Here is a 24,382-nt window from a genome sequence, read left to right as displayed (position 1 = left end):
TGTTGCTCAGAGCGTTTTTGGGCAAAGAACGGGCCGGGCCATGGTGCAGCCCGGCCCGTTCTCGTGCAGAACTACTTGACGGTGAAGCCCTGCTGCTTCGCGTAGGTGTCGATCGCAGCCTTCCACTTCGCCAGACCGGCGTTGATGTCGCCGTTCTTGGTGTAGGACTCCTTGCCGGCGGTGTCACCGAAGATGGTGAACGCGTACGCCTGGATCGGCAGGTAGTTCCAGTTCGGCGCGACGGTGCTGGCCGCAGCGGCCAGAACCTTGTTGACTTCCTGACCACCGAAGTACTTGGACTTCGTGTCGGTGAAGGCCGGGTCGCCGAGCTCGGCGGTGGTCGACGGGAAACCGCCGCTCTTCAGGAAGATCTCGATGCTGGCCGGGTCGTGGTTCAGCCAGCGCACGAACGCCGCGGCCAGGGCCGGGTTCTTGCTCTGCTTGATGACGGACTGCGCAGAGCCGCCGTTCTCGGCCGTGACAGCGGTGGCGCCGTCGTAGGTCGGGATCGGGGCGACGGCCCAGTCACCGGACGCACCGGCGGCGTTGGCCTCCAGGTTGCCCGGCATCCAGGCACCCGTGATCAGCGAGGCGATGCTGCCGTCGGTCAGACCACGGAACCACTCGTCGGTCCAGCCCGGGGTGTCGGACAGCAGTCCGGCCGTGTGGAGCTGGTTCCACATCGTGGTGAACTTCTTGGTGCCCTCGTCATCGAAGTTGACGTTGAGGGTGTTGCCGTCCACGTTGAACGGGTGGCCGCCGGCCTGCCAGATCATGCTGCTGGTGAAGCCGCCGTCACCGCTGTCCGCGGTGATGTAGTTCTTCGGGTTCTTGGCGTGGATCTTCTTCGCCGCGTCGATGTACTCGTCCCACGTGGTGGGAGCCTTGGTGACACCGGCCTCGGTGAAGACCTTCTTGTTGTAGAACATCGCCATGGGGCCCGAGTCCTGCGGAAGGCCGTACAGCTTGCCGTCGACCGACACCGAGCCCCAGGTCGAGGCCGTGTACGACGACTCCAGCTCGTTCATGCCGTAGGTGTTCAGGTCGAGCAGCGAGTCCGACAGCGCGTACTGCGGCACCGCGTAGTACTCGATCTGGGCCACGTCCGGGGCGCCGGAGCCGGCGTTGATCGCGTTCGTCAGCTTGGTGTACTGGTCCGTGTTGGTACCGGCGTTGACGAGCTTGACCTTGACCTTGGGGTAGGCCTTCTGGAACGCGTCGACCTGGTCCTTGGCCGAGGGCGTCCAGCTCCAGTACGTGATCTCGCCGCCCTTGGTGAGCGCGGCGTCGAGGTCGGCCTGGGTACCGGCGACCGTTCCCTCGTCACTGCCGGAGCTGGAGCCGCCGCCACAGGCGGCCAGGGAGCCGAGCGCGAGGACGGCGCCGGTGACGACGACCAATCGCGTCAGGGGGTTACGGAACTTACGGGACATCGGGGGGTGTTCCCTTCACTTCGCTGTGGTACGGGAGCCCGGCGCAGGGGGGTACGCCGGGACGACGGGGAGTTGGCTGATCGCGTGGAGCAGCTACTTCAGGCCTTGACGCTTCCGGCAGACAGACCGGACTGCCACTGACGCTGCAGGACCAGGAACGCGGCGACGATCGGGATGATCGACAGCAGCGATCCGGTCAGGACCAGGTTGAAGATCGGCTGTGATCCGGCACTCTGGGCCTGGGCATTCCATTGGTTGAGACCGACGGTCAATGGGTACCAATCCGGGTCGCTCAGCATGATCAGTGGCAGGAAGTAGTTGTTCCAGGTCGCCACAGTAGTGAACAGCAGCACCGTCACGATGCCGGGGGCCAGGAGCCGTATCGAAATCGTGAAGAAGGTCCGCAGCTCCCCCGCGCCGTCGACCCGCGCCGCCTCGAGAATCTCATTGGGTACAGCCTCCACGGCGTAGGTCCACATGAGATAGAGGCCGAAAGGGCTGATCAGCGACGGGATGATGACGGCCCACGGGGTGTTCGTGAGGTCCATCTTGCTGAACATCAGGAAGGTCGGGACGGCCAGGGCGGTGCCGGGCACGGCGACCGCGCCCAGGACGATCGCGAACACCGCGCTGCGGCCCGGGAACCGGAACTTGGCCAGGCCGTATCCGGCCAGGGCGGACAGCAGGGTCGCGCCACCGGCGCCGACCACCACGTAGAGCAGGGTGTTCAGGATCCAGCGCACGAAGATGCCGTCGTTGTACGACAGCGTGTCGCCGATGTTCGTGAACAGGGCGAACGAGTCGGAGAACCACAGCCCGAACGAGTCGAACAGGTCGGCCTGCGTCTTGGACGCGTTGATCACCAGCCAGACCAGCGGCAGCACGGTGTAGGCCAGGAACGCGACCATGAGGATGGTCAGCGCGACGGACTTCTGGGCCCCGGGGCGACCCGGGTCCTTGGCGCCCCGGGCGTGCCGGCTGGCCTTGTTACGGTTCCGGGCCTGCGCCCGGGTGATGGTGGGCGAGCTCATCTCAGAGGTCCTCCGTCCGCGAACCGCGCAGCTGCACCACGTACGCGATGACAGCCGTGACGACGCCCATCACGATCGCGACGGTGGCGGCGTAGTTCTGCTGCTGCCCACTGAAGGCCAGGTTGTAGGCGTACATGTTCGGGGTGTAGTCGGTGGTGATGATGTTCTCCACCAGCGGCCGCAGGATGTTCGGCTCGTTGAAGAGCTGGAAGCTGCCGATGATCGAGAAGATCGTCGCGATGACCATCGACCCGCGCAGGGCCGGCAGCTTGATCGCGCGGATGATCCAGAACTGGCCCGCACCGTCGAGTTCCGCGGCCTCGTAGAGCTCGGCCGGGATCGTCTTCAGCGTGGTGTAGAAGATCAGCATGTTGTAGCCGACGAACGACCAGGTGACGATGTTGCCGATCGAGATCAGGATCCAGCTGCTGTCGAACGGGTTCAGCCCGGTGCCGATCGCTTCGTTCAGCTGACCGACCAGGCCGAACTGGTCACCGTAGATGAAGCCCCACATCAGCACGGCCACGACAGCCGGCACAGCGTAGGGCAGGAAGAGTGCGATCCGGAACAGGTTCGCGCCGTAGAGCCGGGCGCTGTCGATCGCCATCGCCGCACCGAGCGCGATGGCCAGCATGATCGGCACCTGGATCACCAGGAAGAGCAGGACGCGCAGCAGCGCGTGCCAGAAGCTCGCGTCATGGAGCAGCTGCGTGTAGTTGTCGAGCCCGACAAAGCTGTTCCCGCCGATGAGCTGGTTGCGGAAGGTGCTCAGGTAGATCGCGTAGACCAACGGCGCGATGAAGACCAGAGCGAAGACAGCCATGAACGGTCCGACGAAAATCCAGCCACGCCAGTCCTTGCGCGACTTACGCCGTACCGGCGGCCGCGAGGGCGGGACCGTGCGAGCGGTGCCCGACGCCATCGTCATCTCTTTACCTCTCTGGAAAGAACACCAGAATGTTTACGTCAACATTTTGGTGTGGGGAAGCTAGCATGTTTACGTGAACATCACCACGGGCCGACGACGATGACGCCCCCCGAAGACACGGTAAAAGCACACGAAAGCCCCACCGTGGAAGCAGGAATTCGCCGACGCGGCCCATCCATGGCAGATGTGGCCCGGGAGGCCGGGGTCTCCGGGCAGACAGTCTCCCGCGTGGCGAACGGTCGATCGAACGTGGACGAGGGCACGCGCAGTCGTGTACTGGACGCAATGCGCAAGGTCGGTTACCACCCGAACAATGCCGCTCGCGCTCTGCGACTGGGCCGCTTCGGCAACATCGGCGTGATTATGTTCACGCTCTCGTCGTTCGGAAACATGCGCACGCTGGACTCCATCGCCATGGCCGCGTCGGACCACAACTACTCACTCACCCTGATACCCGTTCGGCGTCCCTCCCAGAAAGACGTCACCCGGGCGTTCGCGCGGCTGCACCGGCAGGCGGTCGACGGCGTGATCATCGTGATCGAGACTGCCCTCATAGACACCGCCGAGGTGCACTGGCCCGCAGGCCTGCCGGTCGTGGTGATCGACGCCGGGGCCGACCTTCCGCACCCGATCGTCGACACCGACCAGTCCGAGGGCGCCCGGCTGGCCACCGAGCACCTGCTCGACCTGGGGCACGCCACGGTCTGGCACGTGTCCGGGCCGGCGAACTCCTACTCGGCCACCCGCCGTCGGCAGTCGTGGTCCGACACCCTGCTCCATCACGGCCGATCGGTGCCGGCGCCGGTCAACGGCGACTGGACCTCCGACTCCGGCTACCGGGCGGGACTCGTGCTGGCCGCGAACCGGGATGTCACCGCCGTCTTCACCGCCAACGACCAGATGGCGCTGGGCGTGCTGCGGGCCCTGCACGAGCGCGGGCGGGCCGTACCGGGGCAGGTCAGTGTGGTGGGCTTCGACGACATGTCCGAGGCGAAGAACTTCTGGCCACCGCTGACCACCGTGCAGCAGAACTTCGAGGGGGTCGGGCGACGCAGCGTGGAGATGCTGCTGCACGGGATCCGGCAGGGCACCAGCACGCCCGCGAACGTGCTGGTGCCCACCCAGTTGGTGCTGCGGGAGAGCACAGCTCCCCCGGCTGTCTAGTCGTCGTCCTTCTTGCTGGAGCCCGCCATGTCGAGGGCCAGGACGGAGGCGAGGATCAGCAAGTGGTCCTCGCCCTCGGCGACCCGCACGGCATAGGTGTCACGGATCTTGAACCACCGCTTGGACACGTTCGCGACCTCCCGGCCGCCCCGTTCGACCGAGTACTCGTGGTCGAGCAGGTTGCCCTTCATGGTCAGGTCGTCCGGTCCGGGCACGTCGATGGTGAAGCGGTCACCGAACGGGGTGAAGAACTTCTTCTTCACCTCGGCGGCCTTCTGGTCGCCCACGGTGATCGTGTAGGTCTCGCGCAGGGAGATCAGCTGCCGGTGCACCGAGGCCACCTCCTGGCCGGAGGGGTCCTCGATCACCAGCCGCCCGCGCAGACTCATGACCTTGCCGTCGACGTGCAGCACCAGACGGCCGTCCTCGTCAGTGATGTCGAAGTCGTCACCGATGTCGAAGAAACGTTCCTTGATCAGGTACATGACGATCATTGTGCCGCGAGCTCATCCGTCACGCCTTCCCCAGTGCCATGAGGGCTGTCATGGCCTCCGGGCGGCAGGTCCGGGTCAGCGTCCAGACCTGACGCACCAGGTCCGTCTGCCGGGCCCCGGGCAGGGTCCGTAGTGCCTGGATCGCCCGGTCGCCCCGGTCGATCTCGTCGGTGTCCCAGATCAGCACCACGCGGTCGCCGAAGTTGTCGTCCGGGTGCGGCTCGAGCAGGGATCCGGACCCGGCCAGCCAGGCCCCGATCACGGCCACGCCCAGGTCGTAGTCGTCCTTGATCACGCTGACGTCGCAGTCCGGCAGGAACGCCTGGTCGGCGAGACCCTGCTGGAACGCCCGGACGCTGAACCCCTCGTCCGAGCGGTAGGTGGCGTAGGGATCGGTGAACGAGATCGTGCCGGCGCGATCCGTCACCGGCCGGCCGGACCGGTCGTCCATCCTCGACTCGGCCGCCCGGGTGGGTGCACCGGGCACGACCGCCAGACGGGTCAGCACCTGCTGGGCCGGGGCCGTGATCTCGTCCAGTTGGTAGGCGTGCACCGTGCTGACACAGATCTGCGGGCCGGCGTCGCTGCACCGCGGGGCGAAGGCCCGGGCGTCGTCGGCGAGCGCGGCGCTGCCCGACGCCGGGAGCAGCAGCGCGGCCCCGGCCAGCCCGGCCGCCGCCGGGACCAGGGCGGGTGCGATCCCCCGGCGACCGACTGAGGCCAGCAGCAGGCCGGTGACGGCCAGGCCCAGCAGCGCGATCGCCTGGAGCAGGCTGGTCCGGCCGGTCACGGTGTCGAAGTCCGGCACCGTGAAGGTCCAGACCGGGGTCAGCCACAGGGCGGCGGGCACCGAGTCCCGCTGGTCCACCCCGAAGTAGGAGTCCTGGACGAGGCTGGGCACGATCCCGGTGAGCCCGGCCGACAGCACCACGAGCACCGGGATCAGGATCAGCCGGGGAACGGCCCGGCCGGCCGCCAGGCCCAGCCAGCCGGCAGCCACGAGGGAGAGTGCGCCCACGGCCGTCACCGGCAGCGTGGCCATCGGCACGTAGACCGCCCGGCCCAGCACCCGGGGAAGGCCCGCCGCGAAGGCCGTCAGGTAGGCCACGGTCACCAGCCCGGCCAGGCTGATCGCCAGCGGCCGGATCCGCCGCGCCCGCGACCGGGGGCTGCTGGCCAGCAGTTCGCCCAGGTGATGCCGGTGCTCCCGCATCCCGAGCCAGGCCCCACCGCCGACGACCAGGGGAAGCGCCAGTTGCAGCATCGTGCGCACGGTGACGGCGAGCGGCAGCCACCGCCCCTCGAAACTGGAGACGGTGGTGAGGATCAGGGCCACCATGGGCACGGCCACGAGAAGGGCCACCGGGACCACTCCCGAGCGCCGTGTCTCGATGCCGATGATCCGGTTCAGGTGGTTCATGCCGCACGCTCCGGGCATCCGTAGAAGGTGTAGGCCGTGGCCCCGGCGAGCGCCAGCACCACCGCGCTGACAGTCGCGGCCGTCGCGTCGGAGGTCTGCACGGGCCAGGTCGCCATCTGGGTCAGAACGTCCGGGCTCGGCCCGCCGAACGGCAGCACGCAGACCAGGGTCCACACCGCTGATCCGAGCCAGGACAGGTCGGCGCCGAGCACGGCGGCGCCGAGCGCCGTCAGGCCGAGCAGGCCGACGACGTTGCGCAGCACCGTCGGGAAGGGGGCGAAATGGGCGGGGCCCAGACGGGTGGCCAGGGCCAGGGCCACGAGTACGCCGAGGGCGAGCAGCAGGTGCAGGGCGCGGCGCAGCGGCCAGTGGTGGGCCGCCGTGCGGTTCAGCTCCTCGTCGAACGTACCGAGGGTGAGCCCGAGCGCGGCCGTCCCCAGCATGACGCCCGTCGTCATCAACCGGTCGCCGACCGTGGGGTCGTCGCTGAACACGGCCCAGAGCAGGCAGGCCACGGCTGCGGCGGCGATCGCGACGAACAGCGACCGGGGCACCTGCCGGGAGCGGGCGTAGAGCGTCGTCCACCTCATCGGAGGGCCTGCTGCTGGCGGTAGCGACCCAGCACCGTGGCGTAGCCGCGCTCGGTCGGGCTGTCGCCGGGCGCGCCGTCGGCCCCGGCGGCGGCGAGCTCTTCGGGCGTGCCGGTCCAGGCGGTCCGGCCCTCGTGGATCATCACCACGTCGGTGCAGGCCGCCGCCACGTCCTCGACCAGGTGGGTCGACACCAGCAGGCAGCTCTCGGTGCCGAGAGTGCGCAGCAGGTCGCGGAAGTCGAGGCGCTGCTCGGGGTCCAGACCGACGGTCGGCTCGTCGAGCAGCAGCACCGCGGGGTCGTTGACGATGGCCTGGGCGATGCCGGCCCGGCGCAGCATGCCGCCCGAGAGCGACTTCATCTTCGCGTCGGCCTTGGCCTCCAGCCCGACCCGCTCGACCGCGCGCTGCACGGCCCCCGGGATGTCTTGTGCGGGCGTTTCTTTCAGCCAGGCCACGTACTCGACGAACTCCCGCACGGTGAATCGCGGGTAGTAGCCGAAGGCCTGGGGCAGGTACCCCAGGTCGCGGCGGATCCCGCGCAGTCGGGAACTGCGCGAGACCTCGGCGCCGAGCAGGCTGAGTTCTCCCCCGGCAGGCTGGATCACGGTGGCGAGACAGCGCATCAGAGTGGTCTTGCCGGCACCGTTGGCACCGAGCAGACCGTGCACACCGATGCCCAGGCTCAGGTCCAGACCGTTGACGGCCTGGTGCCGGCCGGCCTTGACCGTGAGGTTGCGGGCCTCGATCGACCATCGGTAGGTCTGCGGCGCGGTGTCGGTCGCGCGGACGGTTCGCATGAAAGCTCTCCAGACAGTGGCTATGAGTCGATGCGCGAAAGTTCTTGCGCAGTGCACGAAAGTTTTTGCTCAGTGCGCGAAGTCGCCGCGGTGTCGGATCTGGGCCCCGAGAACGGCGACGAGGGCGAACGTGACGAGCGCCCACCAGATCCGGCCGTCGGCGGCCAGCACCACCGACGTGTGCCGGTCCCGCAAGCTGGGGGCAACCACGGCCGCCGCCCAGATCACGCCCAGCGCGACAGCGGCCCGGTCCACCCCGCCCACGAGCTGCCCCGCCAGCAGGCTGCCGGCAGTCAGGGCCAGGGCGGGCAGCAGCCACACCGCCGGCGAATGACCGGTCAGCAGACCGGCCACCGTGAGAACCGGCAGCAGGACGAGCATCATGGCCAGCGTCCGGCGCAACAGCATCCACAGTCCGCCGCGGGGTGCCGAACCCGTCAGCTCCCAGGCCGGGTCCAGGGGCCGGCTCCACACCGCGGCCACCGGGATCAGCGGGACGACCGGAGCCAGAAGCATTACCGGTGAAGGCATCTGGGGAAAGATCCGGTCCAGGCCCAGCGCCATCAGTATCAGCACCCCGGCCGAGACGGGCCAGGGCCACAGCCGGGCCGTCGTCATCCGGCGGTGCCCGCGGCGGACCGGGACCGGAGCGGGCCCGCCCCCGATCGCGGCGTGGATGCCGGCGGACGTCCGGTCGAGCAGCCCCTGGAGGTCCGGTGCCAGCGCCCCGGCCAGGCCGGACCGGCAGCCCGCACACGACTCGAGGTGGGCCTCCAGGGCCCATACCGTCGCGTCGTCCACCCCGGGGTCGCCGGTCGCGTAGCGGGCGATCAAGGACTGGTCCGGGTGAGTGGCCGGGTGAGTCATGACAGTGCCTCCCTCAGGGCGGTACGGGCCCGCCGGGCCCGGGTCTTCACGGTTCCCTCCGGCAGGCCGAGCAGGATCGCGGTCTCGCGCACCGTCAGGCCGTCGAGCACCATGGCGGTGAGCACGCGGCGCAGTTCCGGGGGCAGGTCGAGCAGGGCCTTCTCCAGGCCACCGCCCAGTCCGCCGGCCAGGGCCTCGTCCTCGGCGGCCGGGGCCACCGGCTCGACCGCGGCCACCGGTACGCGGGCCTGCCGGGTCTGGGCGCGGAACCCGTCGACGAGCCGCCGGGCGGCGATCGTCCACAGCCAGCCCAGGGTCTGCGCCCCGCCCGCCACCGGCGCCAGGCTGCCCGCCGAACGCCAGACCGCCACGTAGGTGTCCTGGACCACCTCGGACAGCAGTTCCGGGTCGGCACAGCGACGCCGCAGCCGCACCGTCAGCCAGGGAGCCGTCCGGCGGTAGAACTGGTCGAAGGCGGCCCGGTCGCCGCGGGCGACCCGGCGGATCAGCTCGCCCTCGGATGTCTCGTCCACACCAGGAGAGTCGACAGCGACCGGGGAACCGGTTTTCCCGGCGGCCGTGATCCAGGTCACATGCTGCAGGTCAGCGGCGCGGCCCCAGGGCCTCGGGCAACACGGCGGTGGGCAGCCACTCGGTGAAGGCCTCCGAGCCGGCGAGCGGTTTGGAGATCAGCCAGCCCTGCAGCGTGTCGCAGCCCATGTCGGCGAGCCGCTCGGCCTGCTCGTTCGTCTCCACCCCCTCGGCGCAGACACTCATGCCCAGCGAGTGCGCGGTCTCGATGACCAGCCGGGCGAGCACGCTGTCGGTGGAGGCCTCCACGGCGATCTTGTCGATGAACGACTTGTCGATCTTCACCACGTCGGCCGGCAGGTCACGCAACATGGTCAGCGACGAGTACCCGGTGCCGAAGTCGTCGAGCGCCACGGTCACCCCCAGGTCGCGGATCTCCTGCAGGTTCTTGGCGGTGGCGTGCATGTCACCGATCACCGCGGTCTCGGTGATCTCCAGGCAGAGCGTGCGTGGCAGCAGCCCGGAGTCGACCAGCGCCTGCGCTACGTCGCGCACGAACGAGGGCTGGGACAGCTGCACGGCGGACACGTTGACGGTGACCTTCATCCGGCGCCGGATACCGTCCGCCGACTCGAACATGGGCCAGGTGGCGGCTTCCTGGCAGGCGGTGTTCAGGGCCCAGCGACCCAGATCGATGATCAGGCCCGTCTCCTCGGCGAGCTTGATGAACACGACGGGCGACACCGGGCCGAGCTCGGCGTCCTCCCACCGGGCCAGCGCCTCGGCCCCCACGATCCGGTTGCTGGCCAGCTCGGCCAGCGGCTGGTAGTGCAGGCGCAGCTCGCCGGCCGCGATGGCCTGGCGCAGCCGGCGTTCCATGTGGTGACGCGCCCGCAGCTCGGTCTGCGACCCCCGGGTGGCCAGCACCTCGGCGTCGAAGTGCGTGACCCGGCCCCGGCCGTGCGACTTGGACTGGAACATCGCCAGGTCGGCCTGCGAGACCAGATCTTCCAGGCTGACCCCGGAGGAGATCATCGAGTCCGCGCGGGCCACCCCGACGCTGGCACCGATACTGGCCACCGCGTCGACCTGCTGGCCGTCGCCGTGGTCGACCGTGACGCTGAACGGGATCGAGGCCTCGTGCACGATCCGCTCGGCCACCGAGCGCGACTCCTCGGGGGTCAGGGCCCCGGCGAGCACCATCGCGAACTCGTCACCACCGAGCCGGGCCACCCGGTCGTCCGACCGGGCGATGTTCTGCAGCCGCTCGGAGAAGATCCGCAGCACCTGGTCGCCGACGGCGTGCCCCAGGCTGTCGTTGACGTCCTTGAACCGGTCCAGGTCGATGTAGAGCACGGTCACGTCGCCCGTGCGGGCGTCGTGACCGCGCATCCACTCCATCAGGGAGGCCCGGTTCGGCAGACCGGTGAGGACGTCGTGGCGGGCCTGGTAGGCGTAGCTGTACGAGAGGGCGCGGAACAGGGTGGTCACCGAGACCGTCATCAGGGCGCCGTCGGCGGCGATCACCCCGACCGTGGTCACCGAGGCCTCCTCGCCGGGGGCCTCGTCGGTGACCACGGCCGCGGCCGCGTCGATACTCGTGTCGGCGGTCAGGAACATGCTCGGTACGTCGTCCAGGTCGGCCAGGGTCATCCGCTTGAACACCGACCGGCCGTAGCCCAGGGCCCCCGAGACCCACCGGTCGAACCAGGCGCGGTCCACCACGATCGGGCCCGACTCCAGCGGCACGACGACGGTGGTCGTACGCGGGTTGCCCCGGAACCAGTCGTCCAGTTCCGAGACCCGCATGTCCGGCGACATGGTGACGGCCGGGACGGCGATGTCCGCCAGAATGGCCTTCGCCCAGCCGGCCAGGGGAGCCGGCTGGGAGACCTCCTGATCCGGGAGCCGATGTCGGCCCCGGCGGGGACGGCCGGTCGACTGGGCCCACGGCATGGCCGGTGCCACCGCCACGTCGCTTCCCCCCTCCGGACAGGACACAACTGTTCGTGATTCCGTCGTCCGCCCACCCGTCCGCGATGATCCGCCGAAGGAGTGACACCCGACCGTGTGACGGTAACGCTCGGGAGGGGGTTCTGTGCATCGTCCGGGAGCCAACTGAGGTGGAAACCACCATCGCAAAAGTGGGCAAGCAGGGTGCTTTCCGGTTTGCTCACGTCGAATCCGGTTTCATTTCGTGATATGCACCCGCACCGGCCCCCGGACGACCGCCGGACCCGCCGGACCCGCCGGACCCGCCGGACCCGCCGGACCCGCCGGACCCGCCGGACCCGCCGGACCCGCCGGACCTATGCCTTCCGCACGCTCCCCAGCTCCACGGGTGTCCGCAGCTCCCGGTCGTGGCCGACCACCCGGCGTTCACCGGTCAGCCGCACGGTGCCGGTGAAGGGCAGATCCCGCGACGAGGTGCCCACTGCCACCTCGATCTCCCCGGGCTCCACCACGCGGGCCAGGTCCCGCCCGACCAGGGCGGTGCGATCGGCGTGCACCGTGAACGTCACCGGCACCGACTCCCCCGGTTCCAGCCGCACCCGGGCGAACCCGGCCAGCCAGCGGACCGGCCGGACCACGGTGGCCACCGGGTCGGTCAGGTAGAGCTGCACCACTTCCGTCCCGGGGCGGTCCCCGGAATTGTGGACGACGACCCTCACCTCGAACGCCGCGTCGGTCGGGATCTCGGCCCGGTCGATGCCGAACTCCTCCAGCCCGAACGCCGTGTAGGAACGGCCGTACCCGAACGGATAGAGCGGGGCGACGTCGACGCTGCTGATCGAGCTGGGCTCCCCCAGCGGCGGCTGCAGGTAGGTGTACGGCTGGCCACCCGCGCGGCGGGGGATCTGCACCGGCAACCGGCCACCGGGCTCGACCCGCCCGGACAGCACCCCGGCCAGCGCGGCACCGCCCTCGGCGCCGGGCATGAACGCCTGCACCAGACCGGCCGCGAGCGGCTCGACGTCACCCAGCGCGTACGGCCTTCCCGACACCACGACCACCACCACCGGCGTGCCGGTGGCCAGGACCGACGTCACCAATTCGTGCTGTCGACCCGGCAGTCGCAGGTCGTCGACGTCGCACCCCTCACCGGAGGATCCGAGCCCGAACATCCCGGCCAGGTCCCCGACGAAAGCGATCACCAGGTCGGCCCCGGCCGCCGCGGCCACGGCCGCCTCCAGACCCGAGGCGTCGTCACCCATCACCTGACACCCGGTCTCGTGCACGATCTGCGCCTGCGGGAACTCGGCGCGCAGGGCGTCCAGCGCGGTCGGGATCGGGATGCCGAAACCACCCTCGTGCCCGGGGAATTTGGGCAGCACGTGGTTCGGGAAGGCGTAACAGCCCATGAAGGTGCGAGCGTCGTCGGCGCACGGTCCGACCACCGCGATCCGGCTCGGCCCGTCCGGCCCGTCCGGCCCGTTCAGCCCGGTGATCGGCAGGGCCGTGCCCGGGTCGAGAAGCACGATCGAGGTCTCGGCGATGCGGCGGGCGATGTCGCGGTTGCCAGGTGGGTCGAGATTCACGTCCGACGCCGGTGCCGGCTCCCATCCCTCGTCAAGAAGGCCGAGCTCGGCCTTCTGCGTGAGCACGCGGCGGGCGGCCCGGTCGAGCAGTTCCTCCGGAACCTCCTTGGAGTGCACCAGATCGGGCAGGTGGGCGAAACAGACGGCGTCGGGCAGCTCCACGTCGACGCCGGCCCGCAGGGTCACCGCCGCGGCCCCGGCGTAGTCCTCGACGATCCGGTGCATGCCGGCCAGGAACGGGGTGGCCCAGTAGTCCGAGACCAGAGTGCCGGTGAAACCCCAATCCTCACGCAGAATCTCAGTGAGAAGCCAGGAATCCGCCCCGGCCGGAACCGCGTCCACGTCGGAGTAGGAGTGCATCACCGACCCCGCCCCCGCGGCCACGGCGGCCTCGAAGGGCGGCAGGATCAGGTCGAGCAACTCGCGCCGGCCCATCGAGACCGGGCCGTGGTTACGCCCGGTGCGCGAGGCCGAGTAACCGGCGAAATGCTTGAGCGTGGCGATGATCCCGTGATTCTGGAGCCCTCGCACGTAGGCGGTCCCGAGCTCGGCGACCAGGTAGGGATCCTCGCCCAGGGTCTCCTCCACCCGACCCCAGCGGTAGTCACGCACGACGTCCATCAGCGGCGACAGCCCCTGATGCACACCCAGTGCCGCCAGGTCCCGGCCGATCGCGGCGGCCATCTCCCCGACCAGCTCCGGGTCGAAGGTCGCGGCCCAGGCGATGGCGGCGGGATAAACCGTTGCGCCGTAGGTGGTGACGCCGGTGAGACATTCCTCGTGGGCGATCGCGGGAAGACCGAACCGCGACGCCCCCATCACGACCCGCTGCTGCCGGGCCAGTTCCGCGGCCCCCTGCGCCGGGCTGACGGGAGCACTTCCGTAGACCCGGGTGAGATGCCCCAGGCCGTGCCGGGCCGCCTCCTCGAGCGGAACGCTCGCTTCCGCCGCGAAGGCCTGCTCCATCGGGGCGGTCGAGGCGGTCGAGGCGGTCGAGGCGCTGTCCTCACTCACCGTGCCCGACGGCGTGTTGCCGACCCAGCGGCTGCCGAGCTGCCCGGCCTTCTCCTCGACGGTCATCCGGGCGAGCAGGTCGTCGACCCGTTCACCGACACCTCGTGCCGGGTCGCGCCAGAGTTCGGTAGGTTCCACCACTCACTCCCTCGTGAGGTGCTTCGAAAAGTTTTCGATCCCCGGTGCGTTCACCGGTCGCCAAAATCACTCGAAGACAAGCATTTTTCCGTTCACCGACGGATTCACTGTCCTCGGGAAGAGGATTGCTTTCAAGGGTTGACATCGCACAGCAGCGAAACTAGTTTTCGAGAACTTCCGACATTTCCGGCGACTTTTTCAGGACCTTGAGGTCGCCGACCCTGAACCTGCTCGACGAACACCCTTCAGCGCACCGGGGCGCTGCCCGTCCCGGTGCGACCCATGAGCCGCGTCCCCGCGGCCGGTACCCGATGGAGATCACCGTGGATCCCATGAAGACGTCCCGTCGTAATTTCCTCAGCTTCGCGCTGGGCGTCCCGATCGTCGGCGCAACGCTCGCCGCGTGCGGCAGTTCCGGCCCCGGAGGAGACTCCGACAAGGGTGGCGGCGGCGCGGGCGGCACCTACTGGTACCTGTCCGTCGACCCCAACGAGACCATCCGCCGGACCTCGCTCGACCGGTTCAACAAGGCCAAGCCGGACGAGGCGATCAAGGGCACCGCGTTCCAGAACGACGCGTACAAGGAAAAGATCAAGGTCGCGATCGGCGCCGGCCAGGCCCCGACCGTGATCTGGGGCTGGGGCGGCGGCGGCCTGGCGAGCTGGGTGGACGCCGGTGCCGTGGAAGACCTGACCTCCTGGTTCGACGACAACCCGGACCAGAAGACGCGACGCTTCCCGTCCTCGTTCGCCGCCGCGACCGTCGACGGCAAGATCTACGCAGTGCCGGCCGAGACCGTCACCCCGATCGTTCTGTACTGGAACAAGAAAGTTTTCAAGGACGTCGGGGTGGAGCCGCCCACCACCTGGGAGGACATGCTGGCCCTGGTGCCGAAGTTCACCGAGAAGAAGATCGCGGCCTTCTCGCTGGCCGGCCAGTCCCGCTGGACCAACATGATGTGGCTGGAGTTCCTCTTCGACCGGATCGGCGGCCCCGAGGTGTTCCAGGCCGTGTTCGACGGCGAGAAGGACGCCTGGTCCAACCCGGCCTCCATCAAGGCCCTCGGTGAGGTGCAGAAGCTCGTCAAGGCAGGCGGTTTCGTCAAGGGATTTGCCTCGATCACGGCCGACACCAACGCCGACCAGGCCCTGCTCACCTCGGGCAAGGCGGCGATGATGCTGCACGGCGCCTGGACCTACGGCTCGATGAAGACCGAGGGCGGCGACTTCGTCAAGAACGGCGACCTGGGCTACATGAACTTCCCGCCGGTCGCGGGCGGCACCGGCGACCCGAGCAACACCTACGGCAACCCGGGCCAGTACTACTCGCTCTCGTCCAAGGCCAGCGACGCGGAGAAGAAGGCCGCCAAGGACTTCTTCGCCACCCAGGTGCTCTCCGACGAGGAGCAGTCGGACTGGGTGAACGACGCCGGTCAGGTCCCGATCGTGGTCGGTGTGGACTCGAAGTTCAGCGGGCTCGAGGACGCCGACTGGCTGCAGTTCGTCTACGACACGGCGAGCAAGGCCCAGACCTTCTCGCAGTCCTGGGACCAGGCTCTCAGCCCGACGGCGGCCGAGGAACTGCTGAACAACATCGCCAAGCTGTTCTCCCTCGACGTCACGCCGCAGGAGTTCGCCGACAACATGAACGCGGTCATCGGGAAATGACTGTCCCCGTTCAGCTTCCGCCCGACCAGATAGCTCCCGGCCGGACCGCGTCGCACGCGGTCCGGCAGGGCTCCATCGCCTGGATGGTGCTGCCCGCCCTGGCGATGTTCGTGGCGTTCGCCGTCATCCCGCTGATCGGGGTGCTGCTGCTGAGCTTCACCCGGTGGGACGGCATCGGCGCCATCCACCCGGCCGGGTTCGACAGCTGGCACGACGTGCTCACCGATCCCGGCCTGCCGCACGCTCTCTGGGTCACCTTCGAGGTGATGCTGCTGTCGTGGGCGTTCCAGACCCCGATCAGCCTGCTGATCGGTGTGTTCCTGGCGGCCCGCCAGCGCTACCGCAGTGTCCTTGCGGTGTTCTTCTTCGTCCCGCTGCTGCTCAGCCAGGCCGCCATCGCCATCACCTTCAAGGCACTGCTCGACCCCAACTTCGGCCTGGGCGCCGGGCTCGGTATCGACCTGCTGGTGCAGGACTGGCTGGGCGACCCCACCCTGGCCCTGTGCACGGTGGTCTTCGTGGTGTCCTGGCAGTTCATCCCGTTCCACTCGCTCATCTATCAAGGCGCGGTACGGCAGATCCCGGTCTCGCTCTACGAGGCGGCCCAGCTCGACGGGGCCGGGCGGCTGCGGCAGTTCTTCAGCATCACGCTGCCCCAGCTGCGGAACACGATCGTCACCTCGTCCACCCTGATGGTGATCGGGTCGCTGACCTTCTTCGACCTGATCTGGGTGCTGACGGCGGGCGGTCCGGGCGACGCCACCCGGGCCCTGGCCCTCGACATGTACATCCGCGGGTTCCGCGCCAACCTGATGGGCCCGGCCAGCGTGATCGCCGTCATCCTCGTCGTCGTCGGCCTGCTGCTGGCTCTCGCGCTGCGGCGCCTGGGCGGCGGCCGCGACACTTCCAGCCAGCTCGAGGGGATGTGACGACGTGGCCGTGACCTCGCCTGCGCGCACCACCGGACCGACCGCCGTGCGCCCGACCCGCAACTACCGGAAACTGCTGCAGTTCAACTGGATCGGCGGACTGGCCGGCTGGTTCTGGCTGCTCGTGGTGATCCTGCCGGTCTACTGGATCGTGCTCACCAGCGTGAAGAGCCGGTCCAACTACTACACGACCAACCCGCTCGCCCCACCCGGTGACATCAGTTTCGAGAACTACCAGTTCGTGATGGACGCCGGTTTCCCGCGGTACTTCAGCAACACCCTGATCGTCACCCTGGGTGCGGTGATCCCCGCCGTGCTGATCTCGTACATGGCGGCCTTCGCGATCGTCCGGGCCGGTGACGGCCGGTTCCTGCGCTCGGTGAACCTGCTCTTCCTGGCCGGGCTGGCGATCCCGCTGCAGGCCGTGATCATCCCGGTGTACCTGATCATCATCAAGCTCCAGATGTACGACACCCTGCTGGCGATCATCCTGCCCTCGATCGCCTTCGCGATCCCGCTCACCGTCCTGATCCTCTCCAACTTCATCCGCGACGTACCACGGGAGCTGTTCGAGTCGATGCGGCTGGACGGCGCGAGTGAGTGGCGCACCGCCTGGTCGCTCGCCTTCCCGCTGACCCGGCCCGCCCTGGTCACGGTCGGTATCTACAACGCCCTGACGATCTGGAACGGGTTCCTGCTCCCCCTGGTGCTCACCACCGAGCCCAGTCAGCGCACCCTCCCCCTGGCGTTGTGGTCCTTCCAGGGGCAGTACGGGGTCAACGTGCCGGCGGTGGCCGCGGCGGTCGTGCTGACCACGCTGCCGATCCTCACCGTCTACGTGATCGGGCGCCGTCAGTTGCTGAGTGGTCTGACGGCGGGCTTCGGGCGCTGAGACCCGATGACCAACTCCAGGCCGGGGCGGGCCACCCTGTCCACGATCGCCGAAGCCGCCGGCGTCTCGATCGCGACCGTGTCGAAGGTGGTCAACGGCCGGGAGGACGTCTCCCCGGGCACCCGGGCGATGGTGGAGGAGTTGCTGCGGCTGCACTACTACACCGGCCGGGGAGGCGGCGGGGTGCGGCAGCCGACCGTCGAGGTGGTGTTCGCCGGGCCGCTCGCGGCGTACAGCAACGAGGTGCTGGAGGGGGTGTTGCAGGCCGCCGCCGAACCCGGTGTGGCGGTGATGCTGAGCAAGGGCCGCATCGACTCCACGCCCACCGCCTGGGCCCTGGCCGTGGCCAAGGCCGGGCGCAGCGCGGTGATCAGCGTGAGCAACGAGATGACCGACCAGGACGCGAACGCCCTGGCCCGGGCCAACGTGCCCCTGGTCGTCATCGACCCGCTCACCCCGGCCGGGGCCGACGTCGTGAGCGTCGGTTCCACCAACTACGCCGGGGGCATCAGCGCCGCCGAGCATCTGCTGGCGCTGGGGCACACCCGCGTGGCCTACCTCGGCGGTGACCCCGACGCCGGCTGCAACCAGGCACGGTGGCAAGGTTTTCGAGGCCGACTGGAGACCGCGGGGTATCCGGTCGAGCCGGAACTGATGCGGCACGACACCTTCCGCTACGCCGCCGGCCTGACCGGCGGCGAGTACCTGCTCGCCCTGGACCGCCCACCCACCGCGGTGTTCGCCGGCAGTGACGAGATCGCCGTCGGGCTGATCGAGGCCTGCCGGCGCCGGGGTCGACGGGTGCCGGAAGATCTCAGCGTGGTCGGCTTCGACGACACGCAACTGGCCGAGTTCTGCTCCCCGCCCCTCACCGTGGTGCGCCAGCCCCTGCGCGAGATGGGCCGCGTCGCCCTGCGCACCGCCCTGCAACTGGCCGCGGGAGCCTCCGTCGACTCGCACCACGTCGAACTGGCCACCAGCCTGGTGGTGCGGGCGTCCACGGCCCCGCCGAGAAGCTCGAGCTGACTGCACTCCCGCTGCAACGCTCTCTGGGGATATCCGCCACGGTCCGGAGCCGGGCCACAACCTGACGTAATCTCCCCCGGGTGACGACGACCCGCCTGAAAGTGACCCTCCGCGACGTCGAACCACGGGTGCTGCGGGTGCTCGACGTCCCGGCCGACTCCACCCTGGACGAGCTCCACGACCTGTTCCAGATCGGGTTCGGCTGGCCGGGGCGGCAGCCGTACCAGTTCGCCACCGGCCTGACGGTCTTCCTGGCCGACCCGGGTGAGGTCCGCGAGGAGACGCTGGACGAGGACCTGGATCCGCACTTCCAGTACCGCTACCACCCCGGCGAGGGCTGGGAGCACGACGTCGTCGTGCTCGGCCCGGGCGGCGAGGTGGGCTGCGTCTACGGTGAGGGGGTGTGCCCGCCGGAGGGCAGCGGCGGGCCCCGGCACTACGCGGAACGCCAGCGGGTCCTGGGAGATTCACATCCCGGTGAGTTCTGCCAGGGTGTGGTCGACCTGCGGGTCCGGCAGATGGCGGGCGCCGTGCCCGCATCGGTTCAGCTGCTGCTGGACCTCATCGGGGAGGGTGTGGAAGCCACGGCCTACGGCGAGTTTCCGGAGTCGGTGGCCGGGCCGATGCACGAGCGCCGTCCCCGCTGGAGCGTGCCCGGTCAGATCGGCGAGAAGAACGCCCTGCCGCCCCTGACCGCGCTGCACAGCGTGCTGCGCAGCGCCGGGGTGCTGGTGCCGGCCGGATCGGGACTGGTGCGCCCCGCACCCCGGGCGGGCGATCCCCGGTTCGTCGTGCGCCGCCTGCGTTCCTGGTTCGCACCAGGAACTTTCGGGGCCCTCGTGGCCGGCACGGCGGTCGGTCACCTGGCCGCGCACGGAGCGACCGACGAGAGCACCCTGATCGACGCCGTGCTGGGAGCCGAACGCGGCCACGCCGTCACCGAGTACGACATCCGCACGGTGCTGCACCACCTGCGACCGGCGCTGACCGGTCTGGACCTGGCCGAGTCCACCCGGGCCGGCTGGTTCCCGGGGCCCTCGGCGCGGTCGTTGCTGCCCCGCGCCACGGCGATGTCAACCGGGTCGGGAGCTCCTCAGCAGGAGCTCACGATCAGGTGAGAGTGGGCCCGGCCGGTCTCGAACCGACGACACCCGCGGTGTAAACGCGGTGCTCTACCAACTGAGCTACAGGCCCCTGCCCCGGATCGGCTCGCGATCCGGGAACGGTTCTCAGAGTGCGGCGATGGCCTCGCGGTAGCCGGCCAGCGACCGGGCCTCGCCCATGCCGTTGACGATGCTCCAGCGCAGCACGCCGTCCCTGTCGATGAGGAAGGTACCGCGAACGGAGCTTCCCGTGGTCTCGTTGAAGACGCCGTACTTCCGAGCCACCTCGCCGTGCGGCCAGAAGTCCGACAGCAGCGGGAACGGGTACTTCTCCGCCTCGGCCCAGTTGCGTAGGGCGAACATCGGGTCGCAGGAGACCGCCAGCACCTGAACGCCGCCCTCGTCGAAGGCAGCCAGGTTGTCGCGGATCTCGCACAGCTCACCGGTGCAGATGCCGGAGAAGGCGAACGGGTAGAACACCACGGCCACGTTCTGCTCGCCGCGGAAGCTTTCCAGCTCGACCATCTCGCCGTGCTCGCTCTTCAGAGCGAACCCGGGAGCTGCCTGCCCGATCTCGAGTGCCATGGATGAATCCTCTCAGACCGAAGGACCACACGGGTCCATGACTGTCCCGCACGCCAGGATCTCTCGACCTGGCGTGCGGGACACAGTCTGTCAGGAACCTCCGGACCCTGTGCCACCCGCACCGGGGTGCGGACGGCGAGGACTCAGCGGCGCCCGGCCTTCGGGGTCGCCAGGCGGGTCCCGGTCCAGTCCTGGCACACGCTGATGGTGCTGGTCGCGTGTAGGCCAGCGGTCGGGGCGGCTTCCTCGATCTCGCTGTGCTCGACGTGACCATCGCGGCCCGCCTTCGGCGTCAGCAGCCAGATCACCCCGCCCTCGGCAAGGTTCGTCAGGGCATCCACCAGCGAGTCGACGAGATCTCCGTCCTCGTCCCGCCACCAGTAGAGAGCCGCATCGACGACATCCTGGGAGTCCTCGTCGGCTAGTTCATTGCCCGTCAGCGTCTCGATAGCGAGCCGCAGATCGTCGTCCACGTCGTCGTCGTACCCGAATTCCTGTACGAACTGACCGGGCTTCAGTCCAAGCCTGCCGGCCATGGACTGCTCAGCCGCGGGCTCGGCGGTCGCGCCCACCTCACTGACCTCCTCCGCTGCCAACGCTCCCCGCGCGGCGGCACTGGCGGCCCGGAAGGGCCGCTCACTGTCCGGGCGAGTCGTCTGACCCACCCGCTTCACTGCTGGTGCTAGAAGGTGTTGCTCATTCCTTCACCTGCCGATGATGCAACCATCACCAGGCTGGTCAGGCTAGTGGACTCCATGAGTCGAGTGCCGCGCAACTGCCCCGTCACCTCGCAGATCGTGTTTTTGCCTGGGTACCAGAAGTTGCGGTACCCGGTCGGCAGAACGGCCAGGATCACCCGTTCTCCTGCACAACTCACCCGAGCATCGAGTACATCGCGCAGTTGCGCACCCCGATTCCGGTGACCGACATCGTCCACCATTCGGGCATCCTCTGTGAGAAAAATCTGCCGACCCGGGCCGACACGCGGTGCGACACGCCGCTGAACCCGCAGGAAACCAGCACGACACGCCGGTGACACTCCTTCGCAATGACGATCAAGCACGGCCCCCGGCGCACCCGCGCCAGGGCCGAAGGGGCACACTTGACCCCGAAGGCGCGGGAGCGCAGGCAAAGCCGCAGCGGGCTGACGGCGGGGTACCTGTGACGTCCCGTCCGCCGTCAGCCAAGATAGATCCGAGCCCGGTCGCGATCCGGCGGGTTCGGCGTGGTTTTTACCCGTTGTCCTAAAACCCAGGAGGACCGTCGTGGTCGGACGCGAATCATCAGGCCCGATCCTCAACGGGCTGCCGAGCCGGCTGCCCGACATCGATCCTGAGGAGACCTCGGAATGGCTGGCGTCGCTCGACGCCGCCATCGATGGCCAGGGCCGCCAGCGTGCCCGCTACCTGATGCAGTCGCTGCTGCAGCGCGCGCGTGAGCGCGGAGTCGGTGTGCCGAGTCTCACGGCCACCGACTACGTGAACACCATCCCGCCGGAGGCCGAGCCCTGGTTCCCCGGCGACGAGGAGGCCGAGCGCACCGCCCGCCGCTGGATCCGCTGGAACGCCGCGGTGATGGTTCACCGCGCCCAGCGTCCCGGTATCGGCGTCGGCGGCCACATCTCCTCGTACGCCTCGTCGGCGTCGCTCTACGAGGTCGGCTTCAACCACTTCTTCCGCGGCAAGGACCACCCGGGCGGTGGCGACCAGGTCTTCTTCCAGGGCCACGCCTCCCCCGGCGTCTACGCCCGCGCCTTCCTCGAGGGCCGGCTCACCGCCGACCAGCTCGACGGTTTCCGCCAGGAGAAGTCGCACCCGGCGGGCGGGCTGTCGTCCTATCCGCACCCGCGGCTCATGCCCGACTTCTGGGAGTTCCCGACCGTCTCGATGGGCCTCGGCCCGATGAACGCGGTCTACCAGGCGTCGTTCAACAAGTACCTGCACAACCGTGGCATCAAGGACACGTCCCAGCAGCATGTCTGGGCGTTCCTCGGCGACGGCGAGATGGACGAGCCCGAGAGCCGGGGCTTCCTCCAGGTCGCGGCCGGCGAGGAGCTCGACAACCTGACCTTCGTGGTGAACTGCAACCTGCAGCGCCTCGACGGCCCGGTGCGCGGCAACGGCAAGATCATCCAGGAGCTGGAGGCCCAGTTCCGGGGGGCCGGCTGGAACGTCATCAAGGTGGTCTGGGGCCGCGACTGGGACCCGCTGCTGGCCGCCGACCGCGACAACGCGCTGGTCAACCTGATGAACACCACGCCCGACGGTGACTACCAGACCTATCGGGCCGAAGACGGCGCGTACATCCGCGAGCACTTCTTCGGTCGCGACCCGCGCACGGCCAAGCTGGTCTCCAAGCTGTCGGACGACGACATCTGGTGGAACCTCAAGCGGGGCGGCCACGACTACCGCAAGGTCTACGCGGCCTACCGGGCGTCGATGGAGCACAACGGCCAGCCCACGGTGATCCTCGCCAAGACCATCAAGGGTTACGGCCTGGGTACGCACTTCGCGGGCCGCAACGCCACGCACCAGATGAAGAAGATGACGCTGGAAGACCTCAAGGCCTTCCGCGACGGTCTGCGCATCCCGATCAGCGACGCCACGCTCGAGGCGGACAAGTACCTGCCGCCGTACTACCACCCGGGTGAGAACGACGAGGTCCTGACCTACATCAAGGATCGTCGCCGTCAGCTCGGTGGTGCACTGCCGCAGCGCCGCCACTCGTCCGGCACGCTGAAGCTGCCGGAGGACAAGGCCTACGCGGGTGCCCTCAAGGGCTCGGGCAAGCAGCAGATCGCCACCACCATGGCGTTCGTCCGGATCCTGCGTGACCTGATGCGCGACAAGGACTTCGGTCCGCGCGTCGTGCCGGTCATCCCGGACGAGGCGCGCACCTTCGGGATGGACTCGTTCTTCCCGACCGCGAAGATCTACAACCCGCACGGCCAGCAGTACACCTCGGTGGACCGCGAGCTGATGCTGGCCTACACGGAGTCCACCTCCGGCCAGATCCTGCACGTCGGCATCAACGAAGCCGGCTCGGTCGCGGCGTTCCAGGCCGCGGGCACGTCGTACGCCACGCACGGCGAGCCGATGGTCCCGGTCTACGTCTTCTACTCGATGTTCGGTTTCCAGCGCACGGGCGACAGCCTGTGGGCCGCGGCCGACCAAATGGCGCGGGGCTTCCTGATCGGCGCCACCGCCGGCCGCACCACGCTGACCGGCGAGGGTCTTCAGCACGCCGACGGGCACTCGCCGCTCCTGGCGTCGACCAACCCGGCGGTCATGGTCTACGACCCGGCGTTCGGCTACGAGATCGCGCTCATCATGAAGGAGGGCCTTCGCCGGATGTACGGCGAGAGCCCGGAAGACATCTTCTACTACCTGACGGTTTACAACGAGCCGATCGTGCAGCCGGCGGCTCCCGAGAACCTCGACACCGAGGGCATTCTCAAGGGTCTGTACCAGCTGCCGCAGTCGGCCCGGACCGACGGCCCGAAGGCGCAGATCCTGGCGTCGGGTGTCTCGGTGCCGTGGGCCCTGGAGGCCCAGACCCTGCTGGCGAACGACTGGGGCGTGAACGCCTCGGTCTGGAGCGTCACCAGCTGGACCGAGCTGCGGCGTGACGCCCTGGCGGTGGAGAACCACGCGTTCCTGCACCCCTCGGAGCCCGCGGGCACCCCGTACGTCACGCAGAAGCTGCAGGGCGCCGAAGGTCCGGTCGTCGCGGTCACCGACTACATGCGGGCCGTTCCCGACCAGATCCGCCAGTGGGTGCCGCAGGAGTTCGTCTCCCTGGGCGCCGACGGCTTCGGCCTCTCGGACACCCGCGCGGCGGCCCGTCGGTACTTCGGTATCGACAGCCCGTCCGTCGTGGTCCGGGTGCTCGAGATGCTGGCCGCCCGCGGTGAGGTCGCCGCGGACGTCCCGCAGCAGGCGATCGACAAGTACGACCTGCTGAACGTGCGGGCCGGCACCACCGGCAACGCCGGCGGCGACGCGTAGAAGATCCATCAGTGAGGGGCCGCCGGGAGTCTTCCCGGCGGCCCCTCACTTTTTTGCTTGAGGACGACGGTGAGCTCCCAGCCCGAAGTCCCCCCATCCCCTTGGAGTCAAGTGGTGGTTGCACCATCGGCGAGGAGTAGGTCGTTGAAGACTTCAAGGGGGTTGGCGAAGTCGAGGACCTGTCGGGGCCGGTAGTTCAGGAGATAGGTCGCTTCCTGGAGTTC

General features: G+C 69.0%; 21 protein-coding genes and 1 tRNA gene. 7 read left to right on the top strand and 15 right to left on the bottom strand.

All coding sequences use genetic code 11. The features are described from left to right. Positions 1 to 71: 71 nt before the first annotated feature. From QSK05_RS29975 to QSK05_RS29965, 3 genes are all read right to left on the bottom strand, one after another. On the bottom strand, positions 72 to 1,433 hold the full coding sequence (locus QSK05_RS29975; protein WP_285600736.1) for an ABC transporter substrate-binding protein: 1,362 nt from the start codon (positions 1,431 to 1,433) through the stop codon (positions 72 to 74). A 98-nt stretch (positions 1,434 to 1,531) separates the two neighbouring features. Next, a complete protein-coding gene (locus QSK05_RS29970; protein WP_285600735.1) occupies positions 1,532 to 2,464 on the bottom strand; it encodes a carbohydrate ABC transporter permease in 933 nt (310 codons plus the stop codon). A gap of 1 nt (position 2,465) precedes the next feature. Continuing rightward, a complete protein-coding gene (locus tag QSK05_RS29965) occupies positions 2,466 to 3,392 on the bottom strand; it encodes a carbohydrate ABC transporter permease (protein ID WP_285600734.1) in 927 nt (308 codons plus the stop codon). A gap of 99 nt (positions 3,393 to 3,491) precedes the next feature. On the opposite strand from QSK05_RS29965, the gene QSK05_RS29960 reads away from it, so the two are divergent. Next, positions 3,492 to 4,556 carry a LacI family DNA-binding transcriptional regulator gene (locus QSK05_RS29960; RefSeq protein ID WP_502879832.1) on the top strand — a complete coding sequence of 355 codons (1,065 nt, stop codon included), beginning with the start codon at positions 3,492 to 3,494 and terminating at the stop codon, positions 4,554 to 4,556. On the opposite strand, the gene QSK05_RS29955 is transcribed toward QSK05_RS29960, so the two are convergent. From QSK05_RS29955 to QSK05_RS29920, 8 genes are all read right to left on the bottom strand, one after another. After that, on the bottom strand, positions 4,553 to 5,041 hold the full coding sequence (locus QSK05_RS29955; protein WP_285600732.1) for an LURP-one-related/scramblase family protein: 489 nt from the start codon (positions 5,039 to 5,041) through the stop codon (positions 4,553 to 4,555). The two genes, QSK05_RS29960 and QSK05_RS29955, sit on opposite strands and share 4 nt — an antisense overlap. A 28-nt stretch (positions 5,042 to 5,069) precedes the next feature. After that, on the bottom strand, positions 5,070 to 6,470 hold the full coding sequence (locus QSK05_RS29950; RefSeq protein ID WP_285600731.1) for a hypothetical protein: 1,401 nt from the start codon (positions 6,468 to 6,470) through the stop codon (positions 5,070 to 5,072). Then, on the bottom strand, positions 6,467 to 7,060 hold the full coding sequence (locus QSK05_RS29945) for a hypothetical protein (RefSeq protein ID WP_285600730.1): 594 nt from the start codon (positions 7,058 to 7,060) through the stop codon (positions 6,467 to 6,469). The genes QSK05_RS29950 and QSK05_RS29945 overlap by 4 nt, the downstream gene beginning before the upstream one ends. After that, the gene (locus tag QSK05_RS29940) at positions 7,057 to 7,860 is read right to left on the bottom strand and encodes an ATP-binding cassette domain-containing protein (protein WP_285600729.1); all 804 of its coding nucleotides are present in this window, start codon (positions 7,858 to 7,860) and stop codon (positions 7,057 to 7,059) included. The genes QSK05_RS29945 and QSK05_RS29940 overlap by 4 nt, the downstream gene beginning before the upstream one ends. A 69-nt stretch (positions 7,861 to 7,929) precedes the next feature. Then, entirely contained in the window at positions 7,930 to 8,727 is a 798-nt protein-coding gene (locus QSK05_RS29935) for a zf-HC2 domain-containing protein (RefSeq protein WP_285600728.1), read from the bottom strand. Beyond that, positions 8,724 to 9,260: an RNA polymerase sigma factor gene (locus QSK05_RS29930; protein WP_285600727.1), complete on the bottom strand. Its 537-nt coding sequence runs from the start codon at positions 9,258 to 9,260 to the stop codon at positions 8,724 to 8,726. The genes QSK05_RS29935 and QSK05_RS29930 overlap by 4 nt, the downstream gene beginning before the upstream one ends. A 70-nt stretch (positions 9,261 to 9,330) precedes the next feature. Next, a complete protein-coding gene (locus QSK05_RS29925) occupies positions 9,331 to 11,232 on the bottom strand; it encodes a putative bifunctional diguanylate cyclase/phosphodiesterase (protein WP_285600726.1) in 1,902 nt (633 codons plus the stop codon). Positions 11,233 to 11,567: 335 nt separating this feature from the next. After that, positions 11,568 to 13,949, bottom strand: a complete 2,382-nt coding sequence (locus tag QSK05_RS29920) for a beta-glucosidase family protein (RefSeq protein ID WP_285600725.1) — start codon at positions 13,947 to 13,949, stop codon at positions 11,568 to 11,570. 332 nt (positions 13,950 to 14,281) lie between these two features. Here QSK05_RS29920 and QSK05_RS29915 point away from each other — a divergent pair, with 332 nt between their 5' ends. From QSK05_RS29915 to QSK05_RS29895, 5 genes are all read left to right on the top strand, one after another. Beyond that, the gene (locus tag QSK05_RS29915; protein ID WP_285600724.1) at positions 14,282 to 15,616 is read left to right on the top strand and encodes an extracellular solute-binding protein; all 1,335 of its coding nucleotides are present in this window, start codon (positions 14,282 to 14,284) and stop codon (positions 15,614 to 15,616) included. Positions 15,617 to 15,699: 83 nt separating this feature from the next. Next, positions 15,700 to 16,545: a carbohydrate ABC transporter permease gene (locus QSK05_RS29910; RefSeq protein WP_352303181.1), complete on the top strand. Its 846-nt coding sequence runs from the start codon at positions 15,700 to 15,702 to the stop codon at positions 16,543 to 16,545. A gap of 10 nt (positions 16,546 to 16,555) precedes the next feature. Beyond that, entirely contained in the window at positions 16,556 to 17,437 is an 882-nt protein-coding gene (locus QSK05_RS29905) for a carbohydrate ABC transporter permease (protein WP_502879836.1), read from the top strand. A gap of 6 nt (positions 17,438 to 17,443) precedes the next feature. Further along, the gene (locus QSK05_RS29900; RefSeq protein ID WP_285600721.1) at positions 17,444 to 18,463 is read left to right on the top strand and encodes a LacI family DNA-binding transcriptional regulator; all 1,020 of its coding nucleotides are present in this window, start codon (positions 17,444 to 17,446) and stop codon (positions 18,461 to 18,463) included. Positions 18,464 to 18,543: 80 nt separating this feature from the next. Then, positions 18,544 to 19,581, top strand: coding sequence for a plasmid pRiA4b ORF-3 family protein (locus tag QSK05_RS29895; RefSeq protein WP_285600720.1), 1,038 nt, complete (start codon positions 18,544 to 18,546; stop codon positions 19,579 to 19,581). A gap of 3 nt (positions 19,582 to 19,584) precedes the next feature. Here QSK05_RS29895 and QSK05_RS29890 read toward each other — a convergent pair. The 4 genes from QSK05_RS29890 to QSK05_RS29875 all read right to left on the bottom strand — a co-directional run bounded on the left by QSK05_RS29890 (position 19,585) and on the right by QSK05_RS29875 (position 21,091). Beyond that, a tRNA-Val gene (locus QSK05_RS29890) sits at positions 19,585 to 19,657 on the bottom strand. A gap of 35 nt (positions 19,658 to 19,692) precedes the next feature. Further along, entirely contained in the window at positions 19,693 to 20,151 is a 459-nt protein-coding gene (locus tag QSK05_RS29885; protein WP_285600719.1) for a peroxiredoxin, read from the bottom strand. A 143-nt stretch (positions 20,152 to 20,294) separates the two neighbouring features. Beyond that, on the bottom strand, positions 20,295 to 20,723 hold the full coding sequence (locus QSK05_RS29880; RefSeq protein ID WP_352303175.1) for a DUF3052 domain-containing protein: 429 nt from the start codon (positions 20,721 to 20,723) through the stop codon (positions 20,295 to 20,297). Positions 20,724 to 20,833: 110 nt separating this feature from the next. Then, positions 20,834 to 21,091: a hypothetical protein gene (locus QSK05_RS29875; RefSeq protein ID WP_285600717.1), complete on the bottom strand. Its 258-nt coding sequence runs from the start codon at positions 21,089 to 21,091 to the stop codon at positions 20,834 to 20,836. A 325-nt stretch (positions 21,092 to 21,416) separates the two neighbouring features. Here QSK05_RS29875 and aceE point away from each other — a divergent pair, with 325 nt between their 5' ends. Next, positions 21,417 to 24,158 (top strand): pyruvate dehydrogenase (acetyl-transferring), homodimeric type, encoded by a 2,742-nt coding sequence (gene aceE / locus QSK05_RS29870; protein WP_352303099.1) that lies wholly within the window; start codon positions 21,417 to 21,419, stop codon positions 24,156 to 24,158. Positions 24,159 to 24,382 lie beyond the last annotated feature (224 nt).

It is taken from the genome of Kineosporia sp. NBRC 101731, assembly GCF_030269305.1.
GTDB lineage: Bacteria > Actinomycetota > Actinomycetes > Actinomycetales > Kineosporiaceae > Kineosporia.
The sequence above is the reverse complement of the archived record's forward strand: the minus strand, read 5'-3'. Positions and strand labels throughout refer to the sequence as shown.